This window comes from Kaistella soli, assembly GCF_019038595.1.
Taxonomy (GTDB): Bacteria; Bacteroidota; Bacteroidia; order Flavobacteriales; family Weeksellaceae; genus Kaistella; species Kaistella soli.
The window spans coordinates 61524-74948 of the sequence record NZ_JAHOPF010000002.1 but is presented as its reverse complement, the minus strand read 5'-3'; the positions used below and the strand labels follow the sequence as shown (position 1 = coordinate 74948).

The following is a 13425-nucleotide window of genomic DNA, read 5'->3' as shown; positions in this document are numbered from 1 at the left end:
AAAAATCAAGACTTTTCATTTAATTTTTGTTAAAATCAGAAGATAATAGAGGAAAAACCTTATTTTCGCAACATTGAATTTTAAATATGAAAAACTGGTCTTTTAAACAGTGGAACACCCTTTTGGGATGGGTAGTTTTCGTGATTGCTTTTTTTACCTACTTATCAACTATCGAACCGAATTTCAGTTTCTGGGATTGCGGCGAATATATTTCTTCGGCGGTTAAGCTCGAGGTTACACACGCACCGGGAGCGGCACTTTTTCAGTTGCTGGGAGCGGTTGCAGCGATATTTGCTTTCGGTAACGGGGAGAATTATTCCGTAGTGATTAACGCAATGTCGGCGCTTTTCAGTGCGTTAACGATTCTTTTCCTGTTCTGGACGATCACCCATTTGGTAAGAAGACTTCTCAATAAAGACTTTGATCAGATCACAAAACCTCAGGAAATATCTATCCTTTTTGCAGGAGCAATCGGAGCTTTATGTTTCACCTTCTCGGATACTTTCTGGTTTTCGGCAGTGGAAGGAGAAGTATATTCCATGGCTTCCATGTTTATCGCACTTTTACTTTGGCTGATAACCAAGTGGGAAAACGAATACCATGACGCTGACAATGAAAGATGGATTATTTTAATATTTTTCGTAACCGGTTTATCCATTGGAGTTCACATGATGGGAATGCTTGCTATTCCTGCAGTTTGCTTGATTTATTATGCACGGAACTATGAATTTACGTGGAAAAGTTTTCTTTGGGCAAATTTTTTCACGCTGGTGATTCTGGCCGCGGTTTTCAAAGGGATATTTCCTTTAATTATGACTTTATTCGGCAAGATGGAAATTTTTGCCGTGAATGGGATTGGTCTGCCTTTCCATTCCGGAACCATCATTGCATTTGTTATCTTAATTGCTGTATGTTATTTTGCTCTCAAATATGCTAAAAGATCAGGAAAAAGCATTTATCAGACGATTGTGCTTTCTGTAATCTATATGATTATCGGTTTTTCGTGCTGGATGGTAATTCCGATCCGTGCGAACGCAAATCCGCCGATGAACCTTAACAATCCGGATAACGCGATCGGAATGCTGGATTATTACAACCGGGAACAGTACGGCGACTGGCCGACTTCTTACGGACAGAATTATACCGCTTATCTTGATGCAAACGGAATTCAGAAAAATGATGACGGAAGTTACAAAACGCAAAAAACCGGCGATGTTTATGAAAAAGATGAGCAGACAGGAACTTACCGAAAAGTAGGAGACCGCTTCAATTATGTGTACAGTACAGATCATATCAGTTTTATGCCGAGAATGTTCAGCGAAGATAAAGATGTGATGGCAAATTATATTTCCATGTACGGTGCCCCGGACTTTTCGTTCAATTACGGTAACAGCGATGTTGCTGACAGCCCGGAAGCCAAAAAGATTTTTGATGATCTTCGCAAGAAATATGAAGAGGGAAGCATCAAAGCTGAGGATTATCTGAAAGTAAAACCTTATAATTTAATCAATGTTCAAAGACCTTCTTTAGGACAAAATCTTGATTATTTTTTCACTTTCCAGAATGGCTATTATTTCGTAAGATACCTCATGTGGAACTTTGTCGGAAGACAGAACGACCTTGAAGGCCACATGGAAAACAACAGAGGAAACTGGATTTCCGGAATTCCTTTTATTGATAATGCAATGTGGGGCGATCAGAGCAAAATGCCTGCAAAATTCAAAAACGAAAGTACTGTTGCGTTTTTCTTTTTACCGTTACTGCTTGGTTTAATTGGATTCTTTTTCCAGCTGAACAAAGATTTCGGAAGATTCTATGCGATATTATCACTCTTTATTTTAACCAGTGTCGGCATTGTTTTCTACACAGGAGTAAAACCTTTCGAGGTTCGTGAAAGAGATTACGCCATGGTGGGATCTTTCTACGCATTTGCCATTTGGATCGGCCTCGGTGCAGCAGCGATACTGTGGTTTATCCAGGAAAAAGTGAAGTCAAATGCGGTAAATACGGTCGCCGGAATTGTGCTTTTAGGAATTCCTTTAATGATGGGCTTTCAGAACTATAATGTTCATGACAGAAGCGGAAGATATACCGCTTATGATTATGCATATTCTACTTTAAAATCTTTACCGAAAAACGATATCCTATTCGTTTATGGCGATAATGATACCTATCCGATTTGGGGAATGCAGGAAACTTCAGGACTTCGGGATGACGTGAAAGTGGTCAATTTCACTTTACTTTCAACACCATGGAATATCGATCAGGTAAAAAGAAGAACCTATAATGCAATGCCGGTTCCTTCCATATTGAAACACGAAGATTACCGCGACGGAACCAATGATCAGATTTATCTGATGAGCAAAGAAGACTGGAAAAATGTCTTCGCCAACCTCAAAGATCAGGGTGCTCCGGATACTGCATTTGCAGGTTTCAGAAAGTTTGAGACTCAGGATTCAATGACTTTGAAAGAAGCAATGAATTTTATTAAAGTTAAATCTGAGGATAAAGATGAGATCTTAAAAATGCTTTTTGGAGAAGCGAAATATGAAAAATTCAATTTCTTGCCGGTTTCTAAATTAGTATTACCGGTAAATAAAGCCAATGCAGTAAAAGCAGGTATTATCGACGCTAAAGATTTAGCGCAAACCGTGGATAACATTACGATAGAGTACAAAAGCAACAGCATGTTCAAAAATAACCTGATGATGCTTGATATCCTTGCCAATTTCGACTGGAAGAGACCGATTAATTTCTCGACGGGTGGAATTTACGATCCTGAAAACATTTTCTATCTAGGCAATTATCTTCAGTATGACGGTTTCAGTTATCGCTTGGTTCCTATCCACACGCCGGAACGGGAAGATGGGGAAATGGGAAGGGTGGACGCCAATTCACTTTATAATATTGTTAAAAATTACAAGTGGGGGAATTTTAAAGATTTAAATGTTCATTTCGATGAAACGTGCACACAGAATATTGTAAGCTATAGAAGCTCTGCAAGCCGCGCTGCAGAAGCTCTTACACTTGCCGGACAGAAGGCTAAAGCCATTGAAGTTTTGGATTTGGCATCGAGAGAAATTCCGGTGTCCAAATACAATGATCCGCGTTCATTAAGTTCTATGGTGTATGGTTACATCGTTTCCGGACAGGAACAGAAAGGTCTTCAGTTAGCAGAAGAACTTAAAAAAGGAATTTTTACCGAATACGACTATTACAGTAACTTAAGTCAGTCAGAGCAGCGTTTTGTATCCAGACAGATGCGTACAAAACCAATGGAATATTCACTGATTGTTGGTGCCGTTTCTGATGCTTACAACAAAATCGGACAAAAAGATAAAGGGTACAGCTATTTGGTTAAATCCATTGAGCCGATCGATAAACGTTTCAATTCATTTGTGAAAACCCTGCAGCAGATGGGGAAAGAAAAAGCTTTCAATGAAGCTGAAAAAGTGCAGAAAATAACTCCTTTTTACACCTATCTTTTTGATGTGATGAATCCTTATGATTCCACTTATTCCAAAGAAAAAGAAGATCAGATTACGAATGCAATCATGAAAGCAACCCAGTAACATGAAATACTGTGCTTTTCTTCGCGGTGTAAACGTTAACGGAACTTCCATGAAAATGGCGGAAGTCTGCAAAGTATTTGCTGATGCGGGCATGAAAGAGGTCTCGTCCGTTCTTGCTTCCGGAAACATTTTGTTTTCGTCTGATAAAAAGGTTTCGGAACTGAAAACTGTTTTGGAAAAAGCAATGTCTGATCATTTCAGTTATGAAGCTTTTCTTTTTCTTAAATCCGAAAAAGAAGTGGCAGCAATCTTTGAAAACTGTCCTTTCACTAAAGCTGATGATTTGCATATTTATGCCTTTCTCGGAACTGAAGGTATTGAAAGTACACTTTTGGAAGAATTTAATAATTCAAAAAAAACAGAGAACGAAAAAGGAACCATCATAAAAAATATATTCTATTGGCAGGTTCCGAAAGGAAATACCCTGGATTCTTCATTCGGAAAAGTATTGGGAAAAAAGACGCTGAAGGCACAGATGACTTCCAGGAATATGAACACATTTGAAAAGATTCTTAAAAAGTTTTAAATTAGTAATTCAAAATTACAAAATAAGCGGGCCACAGCCCGTTTTTTTTATGGAGTAAGTTTGTAGGTTTAAGCCAAAGCCCAGAAATCACTTCAACAAAAAAATCCGTATTTTTGAAGTCTTAATTTAAGATTAAACTTTAAACCGAAAAGTAATGATTCAATACTTAGAAAACATCCACCACAAAAATTCAAAAAACTTCTTTCTTATAGCAGGTCCGTGCATTATTGAAGGCGAAGATATGGCGCTCAGAATTGCTGAAAAAGTGATAGAACTTACCAATAAATACGAAATTCCTTATATTTTCAAAGGCAGTTTTAAAAAAGCAAACAGAAGCCGCGTCGATTCATTCACGACCATCGGTGAGGAAAAATCTTTGGAAATTCTTAAAAAAGTGGGAGAGACGTTCAATATTCCTACCACGACAGATATCCACGAAAACGAACATGCAGCTTTAGCGGCAAATTATGTAGATGTCCTGCAGATTCCTGCGTTTTTGGTTCGGCAAACCGATTTATTAGTCGCTGCGGCAAAAACAGGAAAATGTATTACCCTGAAAAAAGGTCAGTTTCTTTCTCCGGAAGCGATGAAATTCGCAGTGGAAAAAGTAGTAGATTCCGGGAACAGCAAAACGGCGATCATCGAACGCGGAAACTCTTTTGGTTATACTGATTTGGTGGTAGATTTCCGCGGAATTCCTACCATGAGAAATTATGCACCGGTGATTTTGGATGTGACCCATTCGCTGCAACAGCCTAATCAGAATTCCGGAGTGACCGGCGGTAGACCCGAACTTATTGAAACCATCGCAAAAGCCGGAATCGCAGTAGGAGCAGACGGCCTTTTCATTGAAACTCACCCGACACCTTCCACTGCACTTTCTGATGGCGCAAACATGCTGCAGCTGGATAAACTGGAGGATCTGCTTCAAAAATTAACCCGTGTAAGACAGGCAATTCTGTAATTTTTTGCTATCTTTAAAAACTAAATTCACCGCATTGAAAAAAATACTTTTATTCCTGGTATTGTCGCCGCTTTTTGTCTTTTCGCAAATTAATCTTAAAGTTCTAGACGAAAACGGCGCACCTGTTTCTCAAGCCAATGTTTCTTATGACAGCCAGAATTTTACAACCGATGATAACGGATTTGTGAAAATTCCGATCGCTAATTCAGAACAGACACTTTCAGTGGATAAAGAAAATTTCAAAGGATTCAGGAAAAACATCAAAACAGTTCCTAAGATTCAGAATGTCAATGTGTTATTTGTAAAAGCTGAAAGAGAAACTCAAATCCAGGAAGTCGTTTTTCAGAAAAAAGGAAAACCGAAAGTTACTGACCTTACTTCTATAGAAATCTCTGCAAAAGAAGCGCAGCAGGTTTCTTCACTTTCCGGCGGTGTTGAAGGTCTTCTGAAAACTTTGCCATCTGTCAATTCAAATACGGAGCTTTCTTCCCAATACATGGTGAGAGGCGGTAACTACGATGAAAACCTTATTTACATTAACGATATTGAAATTTACCGTCCGTTTTTGATCAGAAATTCCTTACAGGAAGGAATGAGTATTATTAATCCGGATATGGTGCAGGCGATTAATTTTTCTGCCGGAGGTTTTGAAGCGAAATACGGCGATAAAATGTCCTCAGCATTAAATATTTATTACAGACAGCCCACAAAATTTGAAGTTGCTGGTGAAGCAAGTTTAATCGGCGGAAGGCTTTCTACCGGTTTTGCCTCTAAGGATAAAAAACTGTCAGCGTTATTTTCGGGAAGATACCGAAATACCAATCTGGTTTTAAATACACTGAATGAAGACACTGATTTCAATCCGCAGTACATGGATTTTCAGTCTTACATCAATTATAAATTTAACGAAAAATGGAATGTTTCATTCATCGGCTACTGGAGTAAAAACGATTACGAAATGATTCCGAAACTGAAGGAAGTGAATTTCGGAAGTTTACAGACGCCATTGAAATTAAATGTTTTCTATGACGGAAAGGAAGATGATGCGTACAAAAACATGATGGGTACAGCTTCCGTGAATTTTAAACCGAATAAAAAGTGGTCTTTCAGTCTAGATAATTTTGCCTACCAAAACCGCGAAAGAGAGTATTATTCCATTGCGTCTGCGTACCGTTTGCAGACTTTTGATCCAATTACCGGCGCACCGGTAACCTCTTATGATGTGGGTGGCCAGATTGATCATGCAAGAAACGATTTATTGGTAAAAACGTACGGTACTCAGCTGAAAACACGTTTTTCACCAGATATCAATACTGATTTTGAAGTCGGAGTGAAATTCGAAAAAGAAAATCTGCAAGATCTTACCAACGAATGGCAGCTTGTAGATTCTTTAGGATACAGCACCCCGATCGACTATACCAATCCGGGAACTTTAAATGCTGCAGATCTCCGCTTGCGTTTCAATATTTCTGGTGCGAACCACATCGAGCCGACAAGACTTTCCGGATATGCACAATTTTCTAAAAAACTGTACTGGGGTGCGAACAGAGTTTTCTTAAATGCTGGTGTCCGGGCTTCGCATTGGGATTTTAATGATGAAACCATTATTTCTCCGCGGGCTCAGTTTGCGATCAAACCGGACTGGGACATGGATATGCTTTTCAAGGTTTCCGGCGGAATTTATTACCAGTCACCGTTTTATAAAGAGATTAAAGATTTAGACGGAAACTTTAATTCAGACATCAAATCACAGCGTTCCATGCAGGTAATTCTTTCCAACGATTATGAATTCCGTATGGCAGACCGACCTTTTAAATTAACAACCGAGGCGTATTATAAGAAAATGGATCATCTGATTCCTTATTATCTGGATAATGTAAGAATCCGTTATTCCGGTAAAAACAATTCCGAAGGTTATGCTTATGGACTTGATGCAAGATTATTCGGTGAATTTGTTCCGGGTGTTGATTCTTGGGTTTCTGCAAGTTATGCAAGAGTTTATGAAAACATCGACGGAAGAGGATATATCCCAAGACCCACAGATCCGAGGTTCAGATTTTCAATGTTCTATCAGGATTATATGCCGAAGTTCCCTTCCATGCGGGTAAATCTTACTTTAACTTATGCAAACGGACTTCCTTCCGGCACGCCGGTTTCTCTTGATCAAAACGGAAAACCTGATTTTGAAGCGCCTTACAGATATCAGCGGACTTTACCTTCTTACAAAAGAGTGGATATCGGTTTATCCAAAGTTTTCATTGATCAGAAGGATAATAAAGTAAACGGTGGTTTCTGGAGTAACTTTAATGAACTGATCTTAGGTGTACAGATATTCAACGCATTTAACATCAATAATACTGTTGCCAACCAATGGATCAATGATGTTTCTACGGGTTATAATTATCCGGTTCCGGTTCGTCTGACAGGCAGATTCTTCAATGTAAAACTTGAGTTTAAACTTTAATTCTTTTTAAACATTTCCAAAATAAAAATCCCGAAACTTATGTTTTGGGATTTTCGTTTTATTCTGTATCACTGTTTAGATTTACAGTGTCATAAAGATCTCTCCGCCGGTCTGTCATCGTGCGGACGGCGCCGTAATGGTGCAGCTCTTTGAGTAAATTAAGATCTACGTCTACAATCAAAGTGGTTTCGGTATTGGGTGTGGCTTCCCCTTTAATGGCATTGGAAGGAAAAGCAAAATCTGAAGGTGTGAAAACCGCTGCCTGACCAAACTGTATATCCATATTATTTACACCGGGTAAATTTCCTACACAGCCTGCGATGGCAACATAACATTCGTTTTCTATCGCACGGGCAGCAGCACAGTGACGCACTCTTGTATACGCATTTTGCGTGTCGGTGAGATAAGGAACAAAAAGAATTTTCATTCCCTGATCGGCTAAAATTCTCGGCAGTTCAGGAAATTCTACATCGTAACAAATGACTAATCCTACTTTTCCGCAATCGGTGTCAATCACTTTTATTTCGTTACCGCCTTTCATTCCGTAATATTTTTTCTCGTTCGGAGTGATATGAATTTTGCGGTGTTCGTCAATTTTTCCGTCCCGGTGAAGCAGATAACTGATGTTGTAGAGTTCTCCACTATCCACAATCGGCATGCTTCCGGCGATAATGTTGATGTTGTAACTGATGGCAAATTCTGAGAGTTTAATTTTAATTTCCTCCGTAAGCTCGGCCAGTTTAAACATGCTTTCCCGCTCAGAAAGATGATTGAAAGGTGCAAGTAGTGGCGTATTGAAAAGTTCCGGGAACATGATGAAATCAGATTTATAATCTGCCATTACATTTACGAAAAATTCAACCTGTTCATAAAATGCGTCGATGGTCTTAAAATGTCTCATCTGCCACTGTACCAAACCCAATCTGATGACAGAATCCTGCATCGTATTAGGCTTTTTGCTGTAGTAAATATTATTCCACTGAAGCAGCACCGCGTTTTCCTCGGAATGCAAATCTTCAGGTAAATAATTTTTGAGAATCCTTACCGGCAGGAAGTTATTGGCCAGCTGAAAACTCAGTACCGGATCATAAATCTCCTTGTTTCTCACTTTCTGAATATAGGCTCTAGGTGAAAGTTCTGCGCTGTAAAGGTGATAATTCGGAATTCTTCCACCCACCATAATCGATTTCAGATTTAAGGTTTCACACAGTTCCTTTCTTACATCGTAAAGCCTTCTCGCGAGTCTGAGTTTCCGGTATTCCGGATCGACAAAAACCTCAATTCCGTACAGCACATTTCCGGTGTCGGAATGGGTATTGAAGGTATAATTTCCGGTAATTTCCTTGTAGGTGTGGTCGTCGCCGTACAATTCGTACTGCACGATCAGCGAAAGAGCGACTGCGGCAATTTTTCCGTCCACGGTAATACAGATCTGTCCGTCGCGGAAAATTTTCAGTAATTTCTGAATACTTTTTTTAGACCAAATACTTTCTGACATCGTCGGATAGGCTTTCTGCATCGTCTCCTTCAGTTCGTCATAATCTTCAATGGCCAGTTTTCTGATATCTATTTGCATAACTTTTATTTTATAAATTTAAATGATAATACCTGAAGAATGATCTTCGGCACTTCCTGTCGCAGAACTGAGAACATTAATCTTATTGTTCATTCTTAAAACTCCCATGAAAGCAAAAATTAAACCTTCCTTGAAATCGATGATTTTTTTTTCGGGAACAATAATTTCGGTATCCGACATTATTTTTATCCTTTGCAGTAAATAATCATTATAGGTTCCTCCGCCTGTAAACAAAACCTTCTTTAGATTAAACTGTTTGAAAACTGCTGCTATCTGAATGGCCGCATGCTCGGTAAAAGTCGCTAAAATATTTTCCGGAGTTTCATCAGTAAGTTTAGGAAGTATATGCTTATTAACCCATTCAATTCCTAAAGATTTTGGAGGATTCTCTCGGTAGAATCCAATGGAATTTAAGGAAGATAAAATTTCTTCATTCACATTTCCATTTTTAGCCAAATTTCCGTTTTCATCATATTTTTGATGCAGCGCTTGCGCGAATTTATTCAGCACAATATTCACGGGACAGATATCGAAAGCGATCCGTTTTCCGTCTTTTTTAAAGGAAATATTTGAGAATCCGCCAAGATTTAAACATGCGTCAAACTCCGGAAAAAGAAGTTCATCACCGATCGGGACCAGCGGCGCGCCGTTTCCGCCCATTAAAACATCCTGGCTCCGGAAATCGTAAACTACCGGAATTTTATTTAAAATTTTAATTGCCCTGCCGTCACCAATCTGTAACGTGAATTTTTTTTGAGGCTGATGAAAAACGGTGTGGCCGTGAGAAGCGATTAAATCAATGTTTTTTAAAGAATATCTGGTGATGAATTGCTGTACTTTTTCACCAAGGTAAAAACCATATTCCGAATTTAACGCTAAAAGTTCCTCTGAGTTTAAATGAATTGAATTTTTGAGTTTTTCTTCCCAAAGAGTAGAATAGGAAAGGGTTTCCGCCTGCAGGATTTCGAATTTCCAAACGGTATTTTCTTTTTTGAATTTTGCGTAACAGATATCGAGTCCGTCCAGACTCGTTCCGGACATTAAGCCAATTGCATGAAAAACCATAAAGAAAAATTTTACCGAATTTACGAAAATTTATCTTCCTTTTTCCGGTATTTTCTTAGCGTTAATATTACCTGAATTGTTGTAGAACGTATACTCGGAGAAGTCGTCTTTAGCTTTCATTCCGTTGGCACCCACGAGAGTGGAGCCGTCTTTATCGGTTACATAAACCGTGTCTGTAGTATAAATAAGTCTTTTCCCCTGATCCCAAAATACCGACCGCATCGCAAACATTTGATTTTCATTCGTTACGATCCTCACATTTCCTTTTGCCTCATAAAATTTTTTCTTCTCATTAAATTTGGCATATTTCGCGTTGATTTTGCCCGGAACTTTAGGCTTTTTCTTATCGTAAAAAAGAATCTGAATTCCTTTTCGGGCGACGATATATGGAGAATCGATATATTCGTATTTTTCAATCAGCGGTGCGGTAGCACGAAGTTTTACCATTCCTGAATCGCGCTGAACGATATGGGCATTATTAATAATCTGTGAAGGGAAATTGGTATTGTTGTTTTTATTGATCTTGGTAAGGTCTTCATCACAGGAAATTAAACCAAAAAATATAGCACAACCCAAAAGGCCGGCTATATTTTTATATATTATTTGTCTGAAAAACTTCATTTTCTAATCATATAGACGTTTCACAAACCATTTATCAGCAAAATTAATTCCGACTCTGAGGTTGATGAAATTCTGGCGAATCATGTTGTTATCCAAAGTTCCTCTTTTCCCGATTTCCAAACCTAAATCGATACCGCTCATTCTGTTAACACTTCTGTTTTCGAATGGTAAAGTAACACCGCCTGTTATAGCAAACTGATTGATATTGGTTCCGTTCAGAGAAAGATTTCCTTTTTCGTAATACGCTCCGTATCGGTAAGTAACTCTTGAAAAATAATTCCGGAAGTTATTATAATTAGGCAGATACCAACCACCAGCTGCAAATCTGTAAGAATTCTGATTAGCAAAAGGCTGTCCCAAAAACTGAATGGTTTCTCCTTTTTTATAATCAAACTGAGTTCCTAAAAACCATTTTGTATCATGTCCATAACCTGCACCCAATGAAAACTCCATAGGAATCAAGTTTTTGTCGCTGCTGAAATTCTGGTCAATAATACTTACGTTATTTTTGGTTTCTCCTGCCGAATAATAATAAGTGCTGTTCGTATAGCTGGTTTCCATCTGGCCGGTATTCCCAAAAGTATATGTTGCACCTAAAGTAAGTCTTCTGTCATTCTGCAGCTTCTTCTGATAAGCGGATCCAAGGGTAAAATTAAAAGTTTTTATTTTATTTTTAGTCTCGTAACCATTGATCAGTTCAGCCGTGGAATAGGTCAGTTCGTTGATATCATAAAGATTTCCGAAATAGAAATTACTTCTTAAACCAAAACCCAATTCCGGGGAAACCTGATAAGATAAAGCTGCCTGAACGGTGCTTAAAGTACCTTCGCCACGAAACATCTCGGCTTTTACAGTACCATCTGATAAAGTTTGCTTATTAAGTACAGAATATTTTTTGGAGCTGTAAGGCTGGTAGCCCAAACCAAATTTCACTTTGCTTGAAAGCGGGAAAGCGACAGTAATATTGGATAGATAAGAAGAATGTTTGGTTACATTCGCATTATCAAAATTAGATTTGAAAAAATTATTTTCATTGGTACCTTCAATTTTTACCGTAGCCAACTCTAAGTTTTTATTAGCAGCAGGATTACTGAAATTAAAATTATTATTGAAGTCCCAGATATATGCAGTAGAAATACCGCCCATCGCATTCACATCAGTTGTGTTATCATACTTCACATCCCCGATTCCGAAGGCAGCGTAAGGAGAATTACCAATCGATTGCGCATTCAGGAAAAATCCGGCTGCAAGGAGAGGTAATACAAAAATTCTTTTCATTCTCTATTTTTAAAAATAATGCGCAAATATCTTAAATATTACTGAATTGAGGAAATTTACTTTGGTTAAAGTTTGTTAAGGCAGTTTGCAGGTACCATTTTATATAAAAAATGGATAACTTTTCGGAAAAACTGAAAACCATACAGCTGACTTTCCGCAATTATTTTTCAGACAAAATTTTTTATCTTTGAAAAATGAATTGGGAACAGATCGCAGGTCAGGAAAAACTGAAAAACCTCCTCAAAGAAAGCATTTACGACAATAGAGTAGGCCATGCGCAGCTTTTCGTCGGAAAAGACGGTTACGGCACTTTACCTTTGGCTATGGCGTTTGCAAAAGAGATTTTCCGCAAAGAAAATGAACATTCATCTTCAAAAGTGGAACATCTGAATCATTTGGATCTGCATTTCAGTTTTCCTGTTTTCAAAGAGAAAAGCAGCGGTCTTGCAGACAATTTCATCGAAAATTTCAGGGAAATGATTCTCGAAAATCCATATTCAAATAATGAAGACTGGAGCAGGATCTTGGAATCAGAAAACAAACAGCTCACTATTTACGCCGATGAAGTGGATGAACTGAACAAGAAATTCTCCCTGAAAAGCTTCGAAGGTGGCAGTAAAATACTCATCGTTTGGCAAGCCGACAAAATGAATATTTCGGCTGCAAATAAGTTTTTGAAATTTTTGGAAGAGCCGCCAAAGGATACTTTGATTATTCTTACTGCAGAAAATACCGATTCTATTCTCCCCACGATTATTTCCCGGACTCAATTGGTTGAAATCCCAAGAATTCAGGATGAAGATATTGAGATTTTTCTGAAAAACAATTATCAGATCACTGATGAGAAAATGAGGGAAACTGTTTTTCAGTCCCAGGGCGACTGGAATACTGCGCAGAAACTTCTGCTGTCCGAAAATGCTGACACCGAGTTTGAGCAGCTTTTTGTAAACTGGGTACGTGAAGCTTTTCAGGTAAAAAAGAAACCCGAGTTTTTGAAAAACATCGTTTTTTGGGGCCGTAATATCGCAGGCTGGAACCGTGAAAAACAGAAAAATTTTCTGGATTACTGTTCGGAAATGTTCCGTCTCGCGTTGCTTCAGAATTATGGAAACGAAAGTTTAGTGTATAAAAAGATCGATTCCGGAGGTTTCAAGTGGGAAAGTTTTTCCAGATTTATTCACGGAGCGAATATAGAAGCTATTCTCGAAGAAATTTCGGACGCTGATTATCATCTTGAAAGAAACGCCAACGCTAAAATCGTGTGGACTGATTTAGGAATTAAACTTTCAAGATACATTCATAAATCTGCATAATATTTTAAATAAAAGAGAAGTGAGCAATTTTAGCTCACTTCTTTTT

Annotated in this window: 9 protein-coding genes; 5 read left to right on the top strand and 4 right to left on the bottom strand. The window is 38.3% G+C overall.

Features of this window, described 5'->3' with window-relative positions; genetic code table 11:
• Positions 1-86: 86 nt before the first annotated feature.
• The 4 genes from KSK37_RS03480 (at position 87) to KSK37_RS03465 (ending at position 7526) form a co-directional block, all read left to right on the top strand.
• The gene (locus KSK37_RS03480) at positions 87-3572 is read left to right on the top strand and encodes a glycosyltransferase family 117 protein (protein WP_217199487.1); all 3486 of its coding nucleotides are present in this window, start codon (positions 87-89) and stop codon (positions 3570-3572) included.
• A gap of 1 nt (position 3573) precedes the next feature.
• On the top strand, positions 3574-4098 hold the full coding sequence (locus KSK37_RS03475; RefSeq protein WP_217199486.1) for a DUF1697 domain-containing protein: 525 nt from the start codon (positions 3574-3576) through the stop codon (positions 4096-4098).
• Between the two features lie 154 nt (positions 4099-4252).
• The gene (kdsA, locus tag KSK37_RS03470; RefSeq protein WP_217199485.1) at positions 4253-5062 is read left to right on the top strand and encodes a 3-deoxy-8-phosphooctulonate synthase; all 810 of its coding nucleotides are present in this window, start codon (positions 4253-4255) and stop codon (positions 5060-5062) included.
• A gap of 292 nt (positions 5063-5354) precedes the next feature.
• Positions 5355-7526, top strand: coding sequence for a TonB-dependent receptor plug domain-containing protein (locus KSK37_RS03465; RefSeq protein WP_343216976.1), 2172 nt, complete (start codon positions 5355-5357; stop codon positions 7524-7526).
• Positions 7527-7584: 58 nt separating this feature from the next.
• Here the strand turns inward: KSK37_RS03465 and KSK37_RS03460 are convergent, their stop codons facing one another.
• Genes KSK37_RS03460 through bamG form a run of 4 tightly spaced genes read right to left on the bottom strand, consistent with a single transcriptional unit; the run spans position 7585 to position 12066 of the window.
• On the bottom strand, positions 7585-9102 hold the full coding sequence (locus KSK37_RS03460) for a carbon-nitrogen hydrolase family protein (RefSeq protein WP_217199484.1): 1518 nt from the start codon (positions 9100-9102) through the stop codon (positions 7585-7587).
• Positions 9103-9120: 18 nt separating this feature from the next.
• Positions 9121-10167, bottom strand: coding sequence for an anhydro-N-acetylmuramic acid kinase (locus tag KSK37_RS03455; RefSeq protein ID WP_217199483.1), 1047 nt, complete (start codon positions 10165-10167; stop codon positions 9121-9123).
• A gap of 30 nt (positions 10168-10197) precedes the next feature.
• Complete coding sequence (gene lptC / locus KSK37_RS03450; protein WP_217199481.1) at positions 10198-10788, bottom strand: LPS export ABC transporter periplasmic protein LptC; 591 nt, start codon at positions 10786-10788, stop codon at positions 10198-10200.
• A gap of 3 nt (positions 10789-10791) precedes the next feature.
• Entirely contained in the window at positions 10792-12066 is a 1275-nt protein-coding gene (gene bamG, locus KSK37_RS03445) for a BamG family beta-barrel-assembly machinery protein (protein ID WP_088360297.1), read from the bottom strand.
• A 194-nt stretch (positions 12067-12260) separates the two neighbouring features.
• On the opposite strand from bamG, the gene KSK37_RS03440 reads away from it, so the two are divergent.
• Positions 12261-13379, top strand: a complete 1119-nt coding sequence (locus KSK37_RS03440; protein WP_088360298.1) for a DNA polymerase III subunit — start codon at positions 12261-12263, stop codon at positions 13377-13379.
• The last annotated feature ends 46 nt before the right edge of the window (positions 13380-13425 follow it).